17 protein-coding genes are annotated in these 18,482 nt (G+C 67.9%); 10 read left to right on the forward strand and 7 right to left on the reverse strand.

Annotation, left to right across the window (positions count from 1 at the left end; genetic code table 11):
• Positions 1–124: 124 nt before the first annotated feature.
• Both AC1PZ7_RS18510 and AC1PZ7_RS18515 read left to right on the forward strand, forming a co-directional pair.
• A complete protein-coding gene (locus AC1PZ7_RS18510; protein ID WP_482356653.1) occupies positions 125–1,054 on the forward strand; it encodes an alpha/beta fold hydrolase in 930 nt (309 codons plus the stop codon).
• Entirely contained in the window at positions 1,051–2,640 is a 1,590-nt protein-coding gene (locus tag AC1PZ7_RS18515) for a rhodanese-like domain-containing protein (protein WP_482356654.1), read from the forward strand. The genes AC1PZ7_RS18510 and AC1PZ7_RS18515 overlap by 4 nt, the downstream gene beginning before the upstream one ends.
• A 181-nt stretch (positions 2,641–2,821) precedes the next feature.
• Here the strand turns inward: AC1PZ7_RS18515 and AC1PZ7_RS18520 are convergent, their stop codons facing one another.
• From AC1PZ7_RS18520 to AC1PZ7_RS18530, 3 genes are all read right to left on the reverse strand, one after another.
• Positions 2,822–4,396 (reverse strand): tripartite tricarboxylate transporter permease, encoded by a 1,575-nt coding sequence (locus AC1PZ7_RS18520; RefSeq protein ID WP_482356655.1) that lies wholly within the window; start codon positions 4,394–4,396, stop codon positions 2,822–2,824.
• A gap of 9 nt (positions 4,397–4,405) precedes the next feature.
• On the reverse strand, positions 4,406–4,906 hold the full coding sequence (locus tag AC1PZ7_RS18525; protein WP_482356656.1) for a tripartite tricarboxylate transporter TctB family protein: 501 nt from the start codon (positions 4,904–4,906) through the stop codon (positions 4,406–4,408).
• A gap of 76 nt (positions 4,907–4,982) precedes the next feature.
• On the reverse strand, positions 4,983–5,978 hold the full coding sequence (locus tag AC1PZ7_RS18530; RefSeq protein WP_482356657.1) for a tripartite tricarboxylate transporter substrate binding protein: 996 nt from the start codon (positions 5,976–5,978) through the stop codon (positions 4,983–4,985).
• Positions 5,979–6,444: 466 nt separating this feature from the next.
• Here AC1PZ7_RS18530 and AC1PZ7_RS18535 point away from each other — a divergent pair, with 466 nt between their 5' ends.
• From AC1PZ7_RS18535 to AC1PZ7_RS18560, 6 genes are read left to right on the forward strand one after another with little or no spacing between them, the layout of a single operon-like run.
• A complete protein-coding gene (locus tag AC1PZ7_RS18535; RefSeq protein ID WP_482356658.1) occupies positions 6,445–7,551 on the forward strand; it encodes an AbrB family transcriptional regulator in 1,107 nt (368 codons plus the stop codon).
• A complete protein-coding gene (locus tag AC1PZ7_RS18540) occupies positions 7,535–8,329 on the forward strand; it encodes an SDR family NAD(P)-dependent oxidoreductase (protein WP_482356659.1) in 795 nt (264 codons plus the stop codon). The genes AC1PZ7_RS18535 and AC1PZ7_RS18540 overlap by 17 nt, the downstream gene beginning before the upstream one ends.
• A gap of 11 nt (positions 8,330–8,340) precedes the next feature.
• Positions 8,341–9,708: an MmgE/PrpD family protein gene (locus AC1PZ7_RS18545; protein ID WP_482356660.1), complete on the forward strand. Its 1,368-nt coding sequence runs from the start codon at positions 8,341–8,343 to the stop codon at positions 9,706–9,708.
• Positions 9,709–9,718: 10 nt separating this feature from the next.
• Positions 9,719–10,816 carry an isocitrate/isopropylmalate dehydrogenase family protein gene (locus AC1PZ7_RS18550; RefSeq protein WP_482356661.1) on the forward strand — a complete coding sequence of 366 codons (1,098 nt, stop codon included), beginning with the start codon at positions 9,719–9,721 and terminating at the stop codon, positions 10,814–10,816.
• Positions 10,803–11,909 (forward strand): tartrate dehydrogenase, encoded by a 1,107-nt coding sequence (locus tag AC1PZ7_RS18555; protein WP_482356662.1) that lies wholly within the window; start codon positions 10,803–10,805, stop codon positions 11,907–11,909. The genes AC1PZ7_RS18550 and AC1PZ7_RS18555 overlap by 14 nt, the downstream gene beginning before the upstream one ends.
• Before the next feature lie 42 nt (positions 11,910–11,951).
• Positions 11,952–12,653, forward strand: a complete 702-nt coding sequence (locus AC1PZ7_RS18560; protein ID WP_482356663.1) for an FCD domain-containing protein — start codon at positions 11,952–11,954, stop codon at positions 12,651–12,653.
• 166 nt (positions 12,654–12,819) lie between these two features.
• Here AC1PZ7_RS18560 and AC1PZ7_RS18565 read toward each other — a convergent pair whose 3' ends face one another.
• The 3 genes from AC1PZ7_RS18565 to AC1PZ7_RS18575 form a co-directional block, all read right to left on the reverse strand.
• Complete coding sequence (locus AC1PZ7_RS18565; RefSeq protein ID WP_482356664.1) at positions 12,820–13,848, reverse strand: PdxA family dehydrogenase; 1,029 nt, start codon at positions 13,846–13,848, stop codon at positions 12,820–12,822.
• A gap of 5 nt (positions 13,849–13,853) precedes the next feature.
• On the reverse strand, positions 13,854–14,594 hold the full coding sequence (locus tag AC1PZ7_RS18570) for an FCD domain-containing protein (RefSeq protein ID WP_482356665.1): 741 nt from the start codon (positions 14,592–14,594) through the stop codon (positions 13,854–13,856).
• Positions 14,595–14,734: 140 nt separating this feature from the next.
• The gene (locus AC1PZ7_RS18575) at positions 14,735–14,908 is read right to left on the reverse strand and encodes a hypothetical protein (protein WP_482356666.1); all 174 of its coding nucleotides are present in this window, start codon (positions 14,906–14,908) and stop codon (positions 14,735–14,737) included.
• Here AC1PZ7_RS18575 and AC1PZ7_RS18580 point away from each other — a divergent pair.
• Positions 14,892–15,977, forward strand: coding sequence for a tartrate dehydrogenase (locus AC1PZ7_RS18580; protein WP_482356667.1), 1,086 nt, complete (start codon positions 14,892–14,894; stop codon positions 15,975–15,977). The genes AC1PZ7_RS18575 and AC1PZ7_RS18580 overlap by 17 nt on opposite strands.
• Positions 15,978–16,003: 26 nt before the next feature.
• The gene (locus AC1PZ7_RS18585) at positions 16,004–17,431 is read left to right on the forward strand and encodes an MmgE/PrpD family protein (RefSeq protein WP_482356668.1); all 1,428 of its coding nucleotides are present in this window, start codon (positions 16,004–16,006) and stop codon (positions 17,429–17,431) included.
• 61 nt (positions 17,432–17,492) lie between these two features.
• On the opposite strand, the gene yghU is transcribed toward AC1PZ7_RS18585, so the two are convergent.
• Positions 17,493–18,368, reverse strand: a complete 876-nt coding sequence (gene yghU, locus AC1PZ7_RS18590) for a glutathione-dependent disulfide-bond oxidoreductase (RefSeq protein ID WP_482356669.1) — start codon at positions 18,366–18,368, stop codon at positions 17,493–17,495.
• Positions 18,369–18,482: the final 114 nt, after the last annotated feature.

The following is an 18,482-nucleotide window of genomic DNA, read 5'->3' on the forward strand; positions in this document are numbered from 1 at the left end:
CGCCGCCCCGCGCTGCCGATTTTCACGGGAGCACCTCCATCGACAAACCTTGCCTTTTTCGCCTAATTGTTGACAGTTGGCACAATAAGGATAGACACGACCCAGATGATGAGAGGAGGCGCCCATGGCCGTCACAGAAGCCGTTCCCGAGCTCGTACCGTCCACCCGGCTGATGGAAGGCTTCACCTTCCAGCGCATCAGGACCCGGGGCGCTGAGATCAACGTCGCCACGGCCGGCGAGGGCCCACCCCTGCTGCTGATCCACGGCAACCCGCTGACCCTGGCGAGCTGGCACAAGGTCGCGCCCTCGCTGGCGCGCGACTTCTCGGTCGTCGCCATCGACATGCGCGGCTATGGCGACAGTTCCAAGCCCTATGGCGGCGAGGACCATTCCGGCTATTCGTTCCGCGCCATCGGCGAGGACGCCTTCGACGTGATGGACGCGCTCGGCCACCAGACCTTTGCCGTCGCCGGCCATGATCGCGGCGCCCGCGTCGGCTTCCGCATGTGCCTCGACCAGCCCGAACGCATCACCCGCTACGCCGCGCTCGACATCGTGCCGACCCATCATGTGCTGAACAACATCACGCTCGGCTGGGCGCGCGAGAGCTATCACTGGTTCTTCATGGCGCAGAAGGCGCCGTTCCCGGAGAACCTGCTCGGCGCCGACCTCGACTATTACATGCGCTACAAGCTCAACAAGAAGGGCGTCGGTCTCGACATCTTCACGCCGGAGGCGATGGAGGAATATGTACGCTGCGCCACGCCGGAGCAGATCCACGCCGTCTGCGAGGATTACCGCGCGACCATCACCGTCGACCTCGACATGGACACCGCCGATTACGGCAGGCGCAGGATCGCCTGCCCGACACTGGTCATCTGGGGCACCAACAGCCATTGCGGCCGGCACTTCAAGCCGGTCGAGGCGTGGTCGGAATGGGCCGACGACCTGGTCGGCCTGCCCGTGCCGACCGGCCACTACCCGGCCGAGCACCGCCCCGACCTCATCTACGCCGCCTTCCATCGCTTCTTCCGCGGTGAGCCGGTGGCATGAGCGTGCGCCCTGTGACGGCGGAGGCGGCGAAGGCCCGCCTCCATGCCGGTGAGGAGATCGCCTTTCTCGACATGCGCGAGGCGGCGGCCTTCGGCGAAGGACATCCGCTCTTCGCGGTCTCCTGCCCCTATAGCCGGCTCGAACTGTCGGCAGTATCGCTGGTGCCGCGTGCCGATTGCCCGATCCTGCTCATCGATGATGGCGACGGCACGGCGGAAAAGGCGGCACGGCGGCTCGCCGCCTGCGGCTACACCGACATCGCCTTCGTCCAGGGCGGGCTTCCCGCCTGGAAAGCGGCCGACTTCGGTGTCTTCGCCGGCGTGAACGTGCCGAGCAAGACGCTCGGCGAGTTGCTGGAACATGATCATCACCCGCAGATGATCGACGCCGCCACGCTGGATCGCTGGCGGCGCGAGGGGCGCCCGCACGCCTTCTTCGACGCCCGCCCGCCGGCCGAATACGCCAAGATGCGCATCATGGGGGCGCGCTGCATGCCCAATGGCGAACTTGCCCACAGGCTCGACGCGGCGGTGCCGGACGAGGCGACACCCATCGTCATCACCTGCGCCGGGCGCACGCGCGGCATCGTCGGCGCGCTGACGCTGCGCGCCATCGGCGCCGGCAACCCGGTCTACGCGCTGGAGAACGGCACGCAGGGATGGGCGCTGGCCGGCCTGCCGCTCGAGCGCGGCGCCAGCGCCGATCCCATGCCGATGCTGGACGCGGCGCAGAAGGACGCCAGCCGCGCCCGCGGGGAGAGTCTCATCGCCCTGTCGCAGCTGTCGCGCATCGCCGTCCCCCAGGCGGCGGATTTTCTGGCGGAATCCGACCGGACGACCTTCCTGTTCGACCTGCGCACCGCCGACGAACGGGCCGCGCGGCCGGTGCCCGGCGCCGTACCGGCGCTTGCCGGCCAGCTGATTCAGGCGACGGATCAATATGTTGGCGTGCGCCATGCGCGGCTGATCCTGATGGACGACACCGGGCTGCGGGCAGCGCTGGCCGGGTTGTTCCTGCGCGCGCTCGGCTTCGAGGTACATGTACTGGCGCTCGATGCCGGGCCGGAAACCGCAGGCCTCGCCGTTCCCTCCTCCGCACTGGAGCCGCCCGCGCCGCCCGCGATGCTCGGCGCCGGGGCCGCGTGGATGCTGGCGCAGAAGGGCGTTCCGGTGCTGGACCTGCGCCCCTCGTTCGAGTGGGAGGGCTGCCGCCTGGAGGGTGCGCGCTGGACCTTGCGCGGCGACCTGCCGGGAACCCTGCCAGCCGGCACCCGGCGGGCCATCCTGCTCGGCGACGCCGCTGCCGTCGCTGCTGCCACCACCGAGCTGCTAGCTGCCGGCATCGGCGCCGGCTGGCTGACGGCCGATCTCGATGCCTGCGCGGCGGCGGGCTGGCCGGTCGACCGCGTGCGCCGGCGGATGAGCCGCGAGGACGCGCGCGACCGCGTCTGGTTCGTCCATGACCGCCATGACGGCAACGCCGAAGCCTCCCGCCAGTATCTCGCCTGGGAGATGGGCCTGATCGACCAGCTCGACGCGCAGGAGCGCGCCGCCTTCGGTTCGGTGGCTCTCGACGCGCGCGCCTGACGCCGGAACGACGGACGACTGAAAGCCCCTTCCGCCACCGGCGGGAGGGGCTTTTTCATGCCGGACGGGAATGCAATCCCTGGCCATCGCGCTGACAGAGGTGGGAGCCCCTCCCCTGTCACCCCCACAAAGAAAAAGGGCGGGTTCGCGCCCGCCCCTGGGGGAGAAGCAATGGAAGGCCTCAGCCCTTGCTCGGCGTCGTGTGCGCCCGCGCCGCCGCCGCTTCCTGCTGGAGGCGCAGCATCGCGGCCTCCTCCTCGGCCTCGGCCCTGTGCTGCTTGCGCTTGCCCCACGCCGTCATCGCCAGCGACGCCAGCATGACGGCGACGATCGCCATCGCCCCCGGCCGCTCGAAGATGTAGAGCGGGTTGCCGCCCGAGAGCTGGTAGGAACGCAGGAACTCTGTCTCCAGCATGCGCCCGAGCAGGATGCCGACCACCACCGCCGCGACCGGATACTGGTAGCGGGCGAGCGCGAAGCCGAGCAGCGCGAAGACGAAGAGCGTGATCGGTCCCGCCGTCTCGCCGGTCACCGCATAGGTGCCGAGCGTGGCGATAACCAGGATCGCCGGCAGCACGTAACGGGTGCGGACCTTCATGATGTTGGTCGCGGCGTAGATGAAGCCGATGCCCACCACCAGCAGCACGATCGCCTGGACGATGTTGTTGAGGATGATGGCGTAGACCATCGGCTTCTGCGTCTCGATGAAGCTCGGGCCCGGCACGATGTTGTGCATCATGAAGGCCGCGATCAGGATCGCCGTCGCGCCGCCGCCGGGGATGCCGAGCGCCAGCATGGTGGCCATCGAGCCGCCCTCGGCGCTGGCCACGGCGGATTCAGCCGCCACCACGCCCTTGGGGTTGCCCTTGCCGAAGGTCGCGCTGTCCTTGGCGGTACGCTTGGTTTCGGCATAGGCGATGAGGTTGCCGATCGAGGAGCCGACGCCCGGCACCGCGCCGATGACGATGCCGATGATCGAGCCGCGCAGCAGCACGCCGGGGAACTTCAACGTGCCCCAGCAGCCCTTGAGGATGCGGCGCAGGCTGACCTCGCGCGAGCCTTCGGCCTCGATGATGTAGTCGCGGCTGGCGAGGCTGAGCAGCTGGCCCGCCGCGAGCAGGCCGATCATCGCCGGGATCGGGGCAATGCCGTCGAGCAGCACCGGCAGGCCCATCGTGCCGCGGGTGAAGCCGGCGGTGTTCATGCCGACCGTGCCGAGCAGGATGCCGAAGGCGGCGGCGAGCAGTCCACGGCTGACATAGGTGGAGCCGAGCGAACCGAGCAGCAGCATGCCCCAGATCGCCACCGCGAACATCTCGACCGGCCCGATCCGCAGCACGATGTCGGCGAGCGGCTCGATCACCAGCAGCAGCAGCAGATAGCCACCGATGCCGCAGATGGTGGAGGCGAACAGCGCGTAGCCCAGCGCCTCGTTATGCTCGCCCTTCTGCGACATCGCGTAGCCGTCGAAGGTCGTGGCGAAGGAGGATGGCGAGCCCGGTATGTTCATCAGGATCGCCGGCACCGACCCGCCGAACCCCGCTCCGGTATAGACCGAGGTGAGAAACACGATGGCCGAGAAGAAATCCATGTAGAGCGACATCGGCAGCACGATCGCCATGGCCATGGTGATCGAGATGCCGGGAATGGCGCTGAAGACCAGGCCGACGATCAGGCCGGGAACGATCCATCCCCAGGACCCGACCGACGAGAACATGATGCCCAGCGCATCCTGGAAGGCGGAAATGTCGATCATGCTCGCGCCTCAAAGGATGCTGGTAAACATGGGAAAAGGGATCAGCGCCCGGAACCCGTAGATCGCCACCACGGTGACGACGAGCGAGAAGAGCAGCAGATGGACCGGTCGCCGCTCGCCGCAGATCGCCATGGCGGCGGCGGTGAAGCAGAACAACGCGACGTCGAAGCCGACCACGTCGAGCAGGAACACCATCAGGCCCAGCGAGAGGCCGAGCAGGGCCATCTTGATGACATCGGCCCGCTCCGACGGCAGCGTGGGCGAGAGCGGATCCTGTTCGGCCGGCGCCTTCGCCGCTTCCCTCGCGTCGACCCTGTGGAAGCACTGGGGAATGATGAAGAGGTACATCGCCAGCGCGAAGATCGCGATCGGCTGGAGCAGAAGAAGGTTGTTGATGCTCAGCGAGACACTGCGGGCGTCCAGCAGATACCAGAAGACGGCGGCCGCAATGAGCGTGATGAGAGCCAGATGGCCGTAGTCGATGGCGTAGTTTTGCCGACCGATACGCATCGTCATCTCCATTATTCGAAGGAGGGAGAGAGAGGGCAGACGGGACCGGGCCCCGCCCGCCTTCCGATGATGCGGCCTACTTCAGCAGGTCGACGTACTTGGCCATCTTGGCCGCGTTGTCGAGATACGCCTTGTTGGAGGCCTCGGGGCCATACCAGGTGGTGGCGAGTTCCTGCAGCTTGAGGGCCTCGACCGCCTTGGGGTTCGTGCTCGCCCGCTCGACCGCGCCGGCCAGGAACTTGTAGACATCGGGCTGCTCGTTCCGGAGCTTGGTGGTGACCGCCCAGCCGCGCTGCGAGCCCTCGACGAAATCGATCTTGAGGCCGCTCTCGCCGATCAGCGGCGCGTCGGGATACCAGTCGACCTTCTCGGCCGCGAAGATGGCCAGTGGGCGGATCTTCGTCTTGAGCGGGAGGAAGCCCTCGCCGCCGACGAAGCCGACATCGACCTGGGCGCCGGCGGTGGCGTTGCGGGCCGGGCCACCGCCGTCATAGGTGACGATGCGCAGCTTGGTCGGGTCGATCTCGGCGGCCTGGAAGGCGAGCACCATGTTGGCATAGTCGGCGGAGGCCGGCTGCACGCCGATGCTGAGGCTGCCCGGGTCCTTCTTCAGCGTCTCGATCACCTCGGCGAAGGTCTTGACCGGACCGCCGATCGAGGTCGCCGCGAGCGTGTAGTCGCGCGACGGCAGGTTCAGCATCGAGAAGTCCTCGACCTTGTAGGGCGCGTTCTGCAGCAGCACGGTCAGCGGGATGTACGGCGCCGCCGAGGTGCACATGATGCTGTAGCCGTCGGCAGGCTGGTTGAGCGCGTAGGAATTGCCCAGCTGGGTACCGGCGCCGGGCTTGTTCACGATCACCAGCGGCTGGCCGATCTCCTTTTCGAGATAGGGCGCGAAGGCACGGGAGAGGCGGTCATTGTAGCCGCCGGTCGCGAATGGCACGATGACGTTGATCGGACGCGTGGGATAGGCCGCCGCGCGCAGGATGGACGGCATCGCGATCAGGCCGCCGGCGGCCGCAAGCCCGCCCGCGGAAATTTTGAATGCATCTCTGCGTGTGAAATCTGTCATGTTTTCCTCCCGCCGTTCCATCTGGATCATTCGGCCGATGGCGATGCGCTGCCCGGCCCGCGTGGATTAGGCAGGCTCAGACTGTTCCCCTATCCGTCAACTGTCAACAGATTTGCATTCCAGCTTGGCGCAGGTTTTTGCCCCGCGCGGCGCAAATACGCGGTCGCATCGCCCTTTTGGCCAGCAACTTCCGTGAGGAACCACCCGGCCTGCGCCGCCGGAATGGCCGGGAGAAGAGGCTGCGGATAAGTTCGATCTGTTGACAGTTGTCATTCTTGCTGTCTCAATCTCCCAAGGCTCCGCCGGCGGATCGAACCGCGTCGAGACGCGAGCCACGGGAGGTCGCCATGTCCATTCGCCCCGCCCTTCACCGGGCATGTCCGTCGTCCAGGCCCGCGCGAATCCTCGCCGGGGCGCGGCACGACGGCATGCGCGGCGAGGGCATGCGCGGAAGGGCGGACGACTGATGGCGGAAATCCCCAAGGAGTCGGACAGGACGGGCCTGCTGCGTTCCCCGGCCCTGCGCTGGTGGCTGCGCCTCGTCGCCACCTATGTCGTGGCGGCGGCGGCCGGGTATCTCGCTTCGCTGCTGCACGTTCCGCTGCCCTGGATGCTCGGCCCGCTGTTCGTCTGCGGCGCGCTCACCGTGCTCGGCGTGCCGCTGCAGGCCGGGCCGCATCTGCGCGAGATCGGGCAGGTCATCGTCGGCCTCGCCATCGGCATGCGCTTCACGCCGCATCTTCTGCTGGTGTCGCTGGAACTGCTGCCGGCAATGCTGGTGTCCACGCTCTACATCATCGTGGCGACCTTTCTCGGCGCGCTGCTGATGCGCCCGCTGGCGCGCATCGACGCGACGACGGCGTTCTTCGCCACCGCCGCCGGCGGCATGGCGGACATGGCGGTGGTGGCCGCCGCGCGGGGCGGCGACACCAATGCGGTGTCCATCGTCCACGCGCTGCGCGTGACCACCGTGGTCAGCATCGTGCCGTTCATGGTGTTCGCCTTCGGCGAGCTCGGCACGATCAGCCAGGTCGACCCCGCCGCCTCGCACGACCTGCTGCTGCTCGGCCTCGGCCTCGTCGTCGCCTATCTCGGCGCGCAGGCGCTGCGCCCCACCGTGATCCCCAACCCGTGGCTGCTCGGCTCGCTGCTGCCGAGCGCCGCGCTGGGGGCGTCGGGGCTGCTGAACGTGGCGGTGCCCGGCATCCTCATCGTCGCCGCGCAGATCATGATCGGCGTCTGGCTGAGCATGCGCTTCCGGCGCGACCTGTTCGTACGCCTGCCGCGCGTCGCCGCCGCCGGACTGCTGATCGCCCTGCTGCTGATCCTCGCCGCCGCCGTCGGGGCCGAGGTGCTGTCGCTGGCCACCGGGCTGCCGCTGACCACCAGCTTCCTCGCCCTCGCGCCAGCGGCGATCACCGAAATGGTGCTGACCGCCAAGGCGATGCACGCCGACGCCGAGCTCGTCACCGCCTTCCACATCGTGCGCATCGCGGTGATCTCGTCGACCATCCTGGTGGTCTTCCGCGTCTATCGTTTCGTCCTGAGGAGCCACTATGAATCTGGGATTTGACGGCCGCCGCGCCGTCATCGTCGGCGGCAGCTACGGCATTGGCGAGGCCACCGCCGAGATCCTGCTGCGCGAGGGCGCGCAGGTGATCATCGCCTCGCGCAGCCGCGACAATCTCGATGCTGCGAGCGCCCGCCTCGTCGTGGCCACGGGCCGCGCACCGCAGCTTTTCGTCGCCGACATCGTGCAGGACGCCGGATCGGCGGCGACGCTGATGGACGAGGTCCGGACGCGCTGGGGCGCGCTAGACATCCTCGTCAGCGCGGTCGGCGGCAGCGTGCGCGCCGACTTCGAGACGCTGACCGACGAGGACTGGCTCGCCAGCTACCATTTCAACGTGCTCTCGACCGTGCGCGCCATCCGCGCCGGCGTGCCGCTGCTGGCGAAGGGCGACGCGCCCGCCATCGTCACGCTGGGAGCGGCGGCGGCCAAGATGCCCTACGCCCATCAGGTGATGACCAATGTCCACAAGGCCGGCCTGCTCGGCCTCGTGAAGACGCTGGCGCTGGAACTCGGCGAGCAGGGCATCCGCATCAACAGCGTCGGGCCGGGCCGCACCAGGACCCCACTCTGGATCAATCGCGCCAGCCGCATGGCGGCGGAGCGCGGCGTCGCCATCGAGGAGATCTTCGAGGAATTCTCGCACGAGATTCCCCTCAATCGCTTCGCCGAGCCGGCCGAGATCGCCGTGATGGTCGCCTGGCTCGCCAGTCCGCTGGCCAGCTACGTCACCGGCCAGGCCATCAATGTCGACGGCGGCATCGCGCGCGGCCTCGTTTAAGGGAGAAGAAAATGTCCGACAAAGACGTCACCAAGAAGCTCGCCGCCTGGATCGTGGGATGCCGGCTCGACAACATTCCGCCGTCGGTGCGCGAGGAGGGCGTGCGGACCTTCTTCAACTGGATGGGTTGCGCCGTCGGCGGTGCCCGTCACGAGACGGTGGACCGTGCGCTGGCCGGCATTATGCCCTTCGCCGGCAAGCCGCAGGCGACCGTGATCGGGCGCGGCGAGCGGCTCGACGTGCCCAATGCGGCGCTGGTCAACGGCATCTCCTCGCATGTGCTCGACTATGACGACACGCATCTGAAGACCATCATCCACCCCGCCGGTCCGGTCGCCTCCGCCCTGCTGGCGGCGGCGGAATATCATCCGATCTCCGGCCGCGACTTCCTGAACGCGCTGATCGTCGGCATCGAGGTCGAGTGCCGTATCGGCAACAGCGTCTATCCCGAACATTACGACCGTGGCTGGCACATCACCGGCACCACCGGCGTGTTCGGCGCCGCCGCCGCTGTCGGCCACATGCTGAAGCTCAATGAGACCCAGATGACCTGGGCTCTCGGCATCGCCGCGACGCAGGCCTCGGGCCTGCGCGAGATGTTCGGCACCATGTGCAAGAGCCTGCATCCCGGCGCCGCCGCCCGCAACGGAGCGCTGGCGGCCTTCCTTGCGCAGGCCGGTTTCGACAGCTCGCTGCAGTCGATCGAGGCGCCGCGCGGCTTCGCCAACGTGCTTTCCACCAAGCAGGACTACAACGAGATCCTCGGCGGGCTCGGCCAGAGCTGGGAGGCCGGGTTCAATTCCTACAAGCCCTTCGCCTGCGGCATCGTCATCCACCCGACCATCGATGGCTGCCAGCAGCTGCGCGAGGAGCTGGGCGACGCGGTCGCGCATATCGCGGCGGTGCGCCTGCGCACCCATCCGCTGGTGCTGGAACTGACCGGCAAGCGCGAGCCCAGGACCGGACTGGAGACCAAGTTCAGCGTCTTCCACGCGGCGGCCTGCGCGCTGCTGCGCGGCGACGGCTCGCCCACCGCCTTCACCGACGAGGCCGCCAACGCGCCGGAGCTGATCGCCCTGCGCCGCAAGGTCTCCGCCACCTCCGACCCGGCGATCCACGAGGCCTCGGTCGTCATCGAGATCGCGTTCGACGACGGCCGCGTGATCGAGAAGACGATCGAGCGCGCCATCGGCAGCCATGATCGCCCGCTGAGCAACGAGCATCTCGAGCGCAAATTCGCCCACCAGTCGGCGCTCGTGGTCGGCGACGAGGTGACCGAGCGGCTGATGGCGGCGTGCTGGCGCCTGCCGGAGCTGGCGAATGTCGGCGACATCGCGCGCGCCTCCGTGCCGGCCGACCTGCGCAGCGCGGCCGAGTGAGGGGACGCAGGTGAACACAACCGCACCACTGCGCATCGGCGTCCTCAACGGCGACGATATCGGCCACGAGATCGTTCCCGCCGCCCACGCTATTGCGGCAGCGGCGGCGCAGGCCAGCGGCCTCGCCATCGACTGGCGGCCCATGCCGCTCGGCCGCACGGCGCTGGACGAGCTCGGCCACACCATGCCGCCGGGCACGCTGGAGACGCTCGGCACGCTCGACGGCTTCATCCTCGGCCCGATCGGCCATCAGGCCTATCCGAAGGTGCCGGAGGCGATCAATCCGCACCCGATCCTGCGCAAGAGCTTCGACCTGTTCGCCAATGTGCGTCCGACCCGCTCCTATCCCGGGCTCGGCTGCCTCTATGACGACATCGACCTCGTCATCGTGCGCGAGAACAATGAGGGCTTCCAGCCCGACCGCAACGTGGTGGCCGGCTCGGGCGAGTTCCGCCCCACGCACGACACCACCATCTCGGTGCGCGTCATCACCCGCGAGGGCAGCCGCAAGGTCGCCCGCGCCGCCTTCGAGATCGCCCGGGCGCGCAAGAAGCGGCTCACCGTCGTACACAAGAACACCGTGTTCAAGCTCGGCTGCGGCATGTTCGTGGAGGAGTGCTACGCGGCCGGCGAGGAGTTCCCCGACGTCGCCATCGAGGAGGTGATCGTCGACACCTTCGCGATGAAGCTGGTGCGCGAGCCCCAGCGCTTCGACACGGTAGTGACCACCAACATGTTCGGCGACATCCTCACCGACGAGGCGGCCGGGCTGGTCGGCGGGCTCGGCATGGCGCCGGGGCTGTGCATCGGGCGCGGCGACATCGCCATGGCGCAGGCCACGCACGGCTCGGCGCCGGACATCGCCGGCAAGGGGCTGGCCAATCCCTACGCGATGATCGAATCGACCCGGATGCTGATCGAATGGCTCGGACGCCGGCGCGGCATTCCCGCCGCCGGGCGGGCGGCCGCCCTGATGAAGGCCGGCATCGACGCGACGCTGGCGAACCCCGCCACCCGCACGCCCGACATTCGCGGCACTGGCACCCAGACCGACATGGTCGACGCCATTCTAGACTTCATGGAGAACCACGCACATGCGGCGGCATAAGATCGCTCTCATCCCCGGTGACGGCATCGGCTCCGACGTCATCCACGCCGGCCGCCAGGTGCTCGACGCGCTCGCGGCGGCGGATGGCGGCTTCGGCGTCGACTTCGAGAGCTTCGACTGGGGCTCCGACCGCTACCGCCGCGTCGGCAAGATGATGCCGGACGACGGCGTCGACACGCTGCGCGGCTTCGACGCCATCTATTTCGGCGCGGTCGGCGACCCTGGGATTCCCGACCACATCACGCTGTGGGATCTGCGGCTCGCCATCTGCCAGGGGCTCGACCAGTACGCCAATGTGCGCCCCTCGCGCCTGCTGCCGAACATCACCGGCCCGCTGCGCCCCGATCTCGGCAAGGACATCGACTGGGTGATCGTGCGCGAGAACAGCGAGGGCGAGTATGCCGGCGCCGGCGGGCGGGTCCATCGCGGCCTGCCGATCGAGGTCGGCATCGACGTCTCGGTGTTCACCCGCACCGGCATCGAGCGCGTCGCCCGCTTCGCCTGCGAGCTCGCCATGTCGCGCCCGCGCAAGAAGCTCACCATCGTCACCAAGTCGAACGCCCAGCGCCATGGCATGGTGCTGTGGGACGAGGTCTGCCGGGGCGTGGTGAAGGACTTCCCCGAACTCGACGTCGACTGGATGCTGGTCGACGCCATGACGATGCGCCTGGTGCTGCGCCCCGGCACGGTCGACACCGTGCTGGCCACAAACCTGCACGCCGACGTGCTGTCCGACCTCGCCTCGGCGCTGAGCGGCAGCCTCGGCATCGGCGCCACCGCGAACCTCGCGCCCGACCGCGCGACACCCTCCATGTTTGAGCCGATCCACGGCTCTGGCTTCGACCTGATCGGCAAGGGCATCGCCAACCCGATCGGCGCCTTCTGGAGCGCGGTGCTGATGCTGGAGCATCTGGGCGAGGATAACGCCGCCGCGCGGCTCATGGACGCCATCGAGCGCGTGACGGCGGAAGGAACCGCGCTGACGCCCGATCTCGGCGGCACCGCGCGCACCAACGAGGTGACGGCAGCGGTGATCGGCATTATCAAACGACAAAATGACGCAGAAACCGGCTCCTCACGCAGCGTAGCGTAGAAACCAGGAGCCTTCCAACGCGAGATTGTTTACAATTAACGAATGAACATGGATAGCGATTCCAGTCATTTGAACGATCTCACCGTGGTGAAGAGCGTCTCCCTCACGAGCGCGCTGGAGAAGGAACTCGAGCGCCTCATCCTCACGGGCGAGCTGGAGCCGGGCGAGCGGATCAACGAGATTCACCTCTCGAACCGCTTCGGCACCAGCCGCGGCCCGATCCGCGAGGCGACGCGCAGCCTCGAGGCCAAGGGGCTGGTGGAAGTCGTCCGCAACCGGGGCGTCTTCGTGCGCCGGCTGTCGGTCGAGGACGCGATCGAAATCTACGACGTACGCGCCGCGCTGTTCGGGCAGGCGGGGCGCCTGCTGGCCGAGCGCATGACCGACGGGCTGCTCTCGCAGCTCACGCGGCTGGTCGACGAGATGGACCAGGTGGCCGAGCAGGGCAATTTCGACGACTACTACCCGCTCAACCTCGCCTTTCACAATCTGATCGTCAGCTCGTGCGGCAACCGCACGCTGATGGCCGAGTACCACCGCTTCGTGAACAAGCTGCATCTGTTCCGCGCCCGCGCGCTGGTGCAGGGCGGCGGCCTCGCCGTCTCCAACCGCGAGCACCGTACCATGCTGGAGGCGCTGGCCTCCGGTGACGGCGACCGGGCGCAGATGACGCATTGGCGCCATGTCGCCCTCGCCAAGCGCCGGCTCATCGCCGCCGTCGACGGCGCCTCGCGCATCGACTGAGGGGCCGGCGCTCATTGCGCGCGGCCAAGCTCCCTCTCCCCACGGGGAGAGGGTTGGGGTGAGGGGTCTTGCCGACGTCCCAGCGCTGCGCCCCCTCACCGACCCGCTGCGCGGGCCACCTCTCCCCGACGGGGAGAGGACGAGAAGATCACGGAGGGAGGCCCCCTCACGCGGCCGCGGCGCGTGCCTCGATCTTGCGCGCGGCGACCCGGGCCGCGAGGCGAACGGCGGACTGGAACGCGCCGATATCGGCCACGCCCTTGCCGACGATGTCGAACGCCGTGCCGTGCGCCGGGGTGGTGAACACCACGTCGAGCCCCGCGGTGATGGTGACCCCCTTGTTGAAGCCCCTGAGCTTGGTCGCGATCTGGCCCTGGTCGTGATACATCGCCAGCACGCTGTCATAGGCCCCTGTGAAGGCCTTGAGATAGACCGTGTCGGAGGGGAACGGGCCCTCGCAGGCGATGCCCTCCATCGCCATCGCCTCGACTGCCGGGCGGATGATCTCGATCTCCTCGGTGCCGAACAGCCCGCCCTCGCCGCCATGCGGATTGAGCGCGGCGACGGCGATGCGCGGATGGTCGATGCCGGCCTTGCGCATCGTCTCATCCGCCAGCCGCAGCGCGCCGCAGACGCTGTCGAACGTCACCTGATCGAGCGCGGTGCGCAGCGAGACATGCGAGGTGACGCGCGTCATCCACTGGTTCTCCAGCACGTTCATCTCGCTGAACGGGCCTTTGTGGTCGAGCAGATGGGCGAACATCTTGTGCTCGTCCGGGAAGCGCCAACCACCCCTGAACATCGCCTGCTTGTTGAGCGGCGCGAAGCAGACGCCGTCGACCTCGCCGGCCTTGGCGAAGTCGATGGCGCGGGAGAGCGTCTCGCCGGTCAGCCGGCCGGATTCGGGATCGGCCACGCCGAGCTCGAACGTCGCCGGGTCGGTATTGCCGAGATCGACCAGCGCAATCTCCGGCGCGCTCCAGTCGACCGCCGCCGGCGAGGCATAGCGCCTGTAGCCGAGCGTCACGCCGGCGTGGCGCGCGCCCATGTCCAGCACGCGCGCATCACCGACCACGACGAGCCGCGCCACCTCGCGCAGGCCACCCTCGCCGAGAAGGCGCGCCGTCTGTTCCGGCCCGATGCCGGTGCAGTCGCCGGGAACGAGGGCGAGGACGGGAAGCGGGGTGCGCGTCATGGGAACTACCTGTCTTTGAATCGGGAATTCTTCGGGTCGAGCGGACCGGGCCGCGCGTCGGTTGCGCTGTCGTCCTCCAGCGTGCGCAGGAAGCGCGCCTTGCCGGCGAGGATGTGCCGTTCGAGCAGCCGCGCGGCAGTCGTGCCGTCGCTCTGGTGCAGCGCGTCGAGGATCGCCTTGTGCTCGTCATTGGAGGTGCGCATCGATCCCGGCAGGACCAGGCCCCGACGGCGGAAGAGGTGCAGTTCCGCCTCCAGCAGCGGGTAGAGCTCTATCAGCTTGTTGTTGTCGGAGGCGACCACCACCTGGCGGTGGAACTCGTTGTTCAGGGTGTAGAAGGTGGCGATGTCGGGCGCCTCGATCGCCGCGTCCATCTGCCCGATGAGATCCTCCAGCGCGCGAAGCTGCGTGGTGGCGATGATCGACGCCGCCAGCCGCCCGGCCGTGCCGAACAGGCCGGCACGGATGTCGTAGAGGTCCAGCGCCTCCTTGGTGGAGACCTCGCGCACGAAGAAACCGCGATTGAGCTCGCTGCGCAGCAGGCCGATCTGTTCCAGCGCCCGGCACGCCTCGCGCACCGGCCCCCGGCTGATGCCGATCCGCAGCGCCAGCGTGCTCTCATTGATGCGCGTGCCGCCGGTGAGTTCGCCGGTCCCGATCATCCGCTCGATCTCGCGCTGGATCACCGGCACGAAGGACGCGGTGCGCGGGGTGCGGACAGGAGCTGTGGAGGAGCGGCGGAGCATGGCGCCATCTGGCCTCCGGAATCGACGATTGTCAACACTGATGGTCAATATGCGCCGGAATGTGCCTTTGCTGTCTCTGCGAGACGCTGCCGCTAGGGAAATGGTGGAACGCCGGCAGATCGATCAAAACATCAATATTATCAAAGATTTTCTAGGCATTTGAACATCTGCTGCCAGCACCGGCTTCGCCATTCCTGTTGCAGCGAAAGGCAAAAATTGTTGACAGTTGTCGGATCGTTGAACACTGTCCCATCGGCGACCGTGCCGTTGCCCGCCGCCAGATATCCAGGAGTTTCCATGACGACGTATTCCATAGCGGTCATCCCCGGCGACGGGATCGGCAACGAGGTCGTGCCCGAGGCGCAGCGCGTGCTCGAGGCGGCGAGCCGCATCGGCGGCTTCTCCTTCGACTGGACCCATTACGACTGGAGCTGCGAGCGCTTCGCCAAGACCGGCGCGATGATGCCGGCCGACGGGCTCGATCAGATCCGCGACAAGGATGCGATCTTCCTCGGCGCCGTCGGCTTCCCCGGCGTGCCGGACCATGTCTCGCTCTGGGGCCTGCTGATCCCGATCCGCCGCAGCTTCCATCAATATGTGAATTTGCGCCCGGTGAAGCTGCTCGCCGGCGTCGAGAGCCCGCTTAGGGGCCGCGAGGCCGGCTCGATCGACTTCTACGTCGTGCGCGAGAACAATGAGGGCGAGTACTCGTCCATCGGCGGCCGGCTCTATGAGGGGCTGGAGGACGAGTTGGTGATGCAGCAGTCCATCTTCACCCGCCGCGGCTGCGACCGGGTGATGCGCTATGCTTTCGAGCTGGCCAAGGGCCGCAAGAAGCACGTCACCTCGGCCACCAAGTCGAACGGCATCAGCCACACCATGCCGTACTGGGACGAGCGTTTCGCGGCGATCTCCAGGGAATATCCCGGCTTCACCACCGACCAGTTCCATATCGACATCCTGACCGCGCATTTCGTGCGCAACCCGGACTGGTTCGACGTGGTCGTCGCCTCGAACCTGTTCGGCGACATCCTGTCCGATCTCGGCCCGGCGGTCGTCGGCTCCATCGGCATCGCGCCGGGCGGCAACATCAATCCCGAGAAGGACTACCCCTCCATGTTCGAGCCGGTGCACGGCTCGGCGCCGGATATCGCCGGCAAGGGCGTCGCCAATCCCATCGGCCAGATCTGGTCGGGCGCGATGATGCTGCGCCATCTCGGCGAGGAGGCCACCGCCGGCGCCATCGAGAAGGCCATCGAGGACGTGCTGGCGCGGCGCGACAGCCTCACCCGCGACCTCGGCGGCACCGCCGGCACCCGCGAACTCACCGACGCCATCATCGGCGCCCTGCCTTCCTCCGCCGCCCGCGCCCCGGCGGCCTGACACCCGATAAAAAGAGGAAACGCCTCATGACTCTCCACCAGACCAACCCCGCCCAGGCCCAGCCGATCGTCGAGGGTCTCACCCACGAAGTGGCGGAATTCGTCGTCGGCACGCGCTATGCCGACCTGCCGGCCGAGGTGATCGAACTCGGCAAGAAGTCGATCCTCGACGGCATCGGCCTCGCTCTCTCCGGCTCGGTGGCCAAGAGCGGCGAATATATCCAGGCCTACCTCGAAGGGCTCGGCATCAAGGAAGGCCCGGCAACGGTGATCGGCACCGCGCTGAAGGTGCCGCCGCGCTTCGCCGCCTTCGCCAATGGCGTCGGCATCCATGCCGACGACTATGACGACACCCAGCTCGCCGTCGCCAAGGACCGCGTCTACGGCCTGCTCACCCACCCGACCGCCCCGGCGCTGCCGGCCGCGCTGGCCGTGGCCGAGGCGGGTGGCCGCTCGGGTCCGGACATGATGCTGGCCTATCATCTCGGCGTCGAGGTGGAGTGCAAGATCGCCGAGGCGATCAACCCGCGCCACTACCAGCACGGCTTCCACGCCACCGCGACCTGCGGCACCTACGCCGCCGCCGCCGCCGCCGGCAAGCTCAAGGGGCTGGATGTCGAGCAGATGGTGCGCGCCTTCGGCTGCGCCGGCAGCCAGTCGGCGGGGCTGCGCGAGAATTTCGGCACCATGATGAAGCCGTTCCACGCCGGCCGCTCCTGCGAGAGCGGCGTGGTGGCGGCGGACTTCGCCGCGCTCGGCTGGACGACGACGGACAAGATACTGGAGGCGCCGCGCGGCTTCTTCCAGGCGGCCGGCGGCGGCTTCGACCCCAATGCAATCGTCGGCAAGCTCGGCCAGCCCTGGACGTTCGCCTTCCCGGGCGTCTCCATCAAGCCGCATCCGTCGGGCTCGCTCACCCATCCCGGCATGACCAAGATGCTGGAGCTGATCCGCACCCATTCCATCAAGGCGGAGGATGTCGAGCGGGTCGATGTCGGCACCAACCAGAACATGCCGAACGCGCTGATCCACCACCGCCCGAAGAACGAGCTTCAGGCCAAGTTCTCGATGGAATTCTGCATGGCGATCCTGCTGCTCGACGGGCGCGGCAGCCTCCCCGAGTTCACCGACGAGACAGTGGAGCGCAACGACGTGAAGGCGATGATCGAGAAGGTGAACTTCCATGTCCACCCGGAGGCCGAGGCCGCCGGCTATGACAAGATGACCACCATCATCGACATCCACATGAAGGACGGGCGCACCATCTCCGGCCGCTCCGACTTCGGCAAGGGCAGCCCGGCCAACCCGATGACCTATGACGAGGCCGCCGACAAGTTCCGCGGCTGCGCGGAATTTTCCAAATGGGACAAGGCCAAGACCGAGTCCATCGTCGAGACGGTTCGCCGGCTGGAACAGGTGCGTGATATCCGCGAACTCACGCGCCTCTGCGCCTGACGACGACACGTCGAGAGGAGGGGCGCCCCCGCGCGGGGCGCCCTTTTTTCGTGTCTGAGCCTCAGCCGGCCGCTTCCAGCTTGTCCTGCGTGCGCGTGTCGAAATCGCTCGCGTCGTGGCGCTCGCGCAGCTGCTCGGAAAGTTCGCCGCTCATGCGGTTGACCATGCGCCCGCGCCTCACCGCCGGGCGTTCGAGGATGGCGTCGGCCCAGCGCAGCACATTCGTGTATTCGTGCACCGAGAGGAACTCGGCGGCACCATACTGCCAGCCCTTCACCAGGCCGCCATACCAGGGAAACACGGCGATGTCGGCGATGGTGTAGTCGGGGCCGGCGATATAGGCGCTCTCGGCGAGGCGCCGGTCGAGCACGTCGAGCTGGCGCTTGGTCTCCATCGCGAAGCGGTCGATGGCGTATTCGATCTTCATCGGCGCATAGGCGTAGAAATGGCCGAGCCCGCCGCCGACATAGGGCGCGCTGCCCATCTGCCAGAACAGCCAGGACAGGCACTCGGCGCGCGCGGCGGGATCGCCCGGCAGGAAGGCACCGAACTTCTCGGCGAGATAGAGCAGGATCGCGCCGGATTCGAAGACCCGGATCGGCTTCTCGCCGGAACGGTCCAGCAGCGCCGGAATCTTCGAGTTCGGGTTGACCGCAACGAAGCCCGAGCCGAACTGCTCGCCCTCGCCGATCTTGATCAGCCAGGCGTCGTACTCGGCGCCGCTGTGCCCGAGCGCCAGAAGCTCCTCCAGCAGGATCGTGACCTTCTGGCCGTTCGGCGTCGCCAGCGAATAGAGCTGGAGCGGATGCCGGCCGACCGGCAGCTCCTTGTCATGCGTCGGCCCGGCGATGGGCCGGTTGATATTGGCGAACTGGCCGCCGCCGCCCTTTTTCCAGGTCCATACCTTCGGCGGCGTGTAGTCGGACGCTTCCGTCATCGGCAAAACTCCAATCCTTGCGGCGGCGCGCGGCGCGTGGCCGGCAGGCCGCGAATCCTCATGGCTTCGGAGCGACTTTAAGCGCGGCGCGGCGGCGGTCGACGCCCCGCACCA

It is taken from the genome of Ancylobacter sp. TW_SC_1 (assembly GCF_056836805.1).

Coding starts and splice junctions, on each gene's coding strand:
- AC1PZ7_RS18575 (WP_482356666.1), bottom strand. CDS start 14,908: ATGGAATACGTCGTCATGGAAACTCCTGGATATCTGGCGGCGGGCAAC.
- AC1PZ7_RS18565 (WP_482356664.1), bottom strand. CDS start 13,848: ATGACGCGCACCCCGCTTCCCGTCCTCGCCCTCGTTCCCGGCGACTGC.
- AC1PZ7_RS18545 (WP_482356660.1), top strand. CDS start 8,341: ATGTCCGACAAAGACGTCACCAAGAAGCTCGCCGCCTGGATCGTGGGA.
- AC1PZ7_RS18585 (WP_482356668.1), top strand. CDS start 16,004: ATGACTCTCCACCAGACCAACCCCGCCCAGGCCCAGCCGATCGTCGAG.
- AC1PZ7_RS18555 (WP_482356662.1), top strand. CDS start 10,803: ATGCGGCGGCATAAGATCGCTCTCATCCCCGGTGACGGCATCGGCTCC.
- AC1PZ7_RS18580 (WP_482356667.1), top strand. CDS start 14,892: ATGACGACGTATTCCATAGCGGTCATCCCCGGCGACGGGATCGGCAAC.
- AC1PZ7_RS18530 (WP_482356657.1), bottom strand. CDS start 5,978: ATGACAGATTTCACACGCAGAGATGCATTCAAAATTTCCGCGGGCGGG.
- AC1PZ7_RS18560 (WP_482356663.1), top strand. CDS start 11,952: ATGAACATGGATAGCGATTCCAGTCATTTGAACGATCTCACCGTGGTG.
- AC1PZ7_RS18525 (WP_482356656.1), bottom strand. CDS start 4,906: ATGCGTATCGGTCGGCAAAACTACGCCATCGACTACGGCCATCTGGCT.
- yghU (WP_482356669.1), bottom strand. CDS start 18,368: ATGACGGAAGCGTCCGACTACACGCCGCCGAAGGTATGGACCTGGAAA.
- AC1PZ7_RS18535 (WP_482356658.1), top strand. CDS start 6,445: ATGGCGGAAATCCCCAAGGAGTCGGACAGGACGGGCCTGCTGCGTTCC.
- AC1PZ7_RS18510 (WP_482356653.1), top strand. CDS start 125: ATGGCCGTCACAGAAGCCGTTCCCGAGCTCGTACCGTCCACCCGGCTG.
- AC1PZ7_RS18540 (WP_482356659.1), top strand. CDS start 7,535: ATGAATCTGGGATTTGACGGCCGCCGCGCCGTCATCGTCGGCGGCAGC.
- AC1PZ7_RS18570 (WP_482356665.1), bottom strand. CDS start 14,594: ATGCTCCGCCGCTCCTCCACAGCTCCTGTCCGCACCCCGCGCACCGCG.
- AC1PZ7_RS18520 (WP_482356655.1), bottom strand. CDS start 4,396: ATGATCGACATTTCCGCCTTCCAGGATGCGCTGGGCATCATGTTCTCG.
- AC1PZ7_RS18515 (WP_482356654.1), top strand. CDS start 1,051: ATGAGCGTGCGCCCTGTGACGGCGGAGGCGGCGAAGGCCCGCCTCCAT.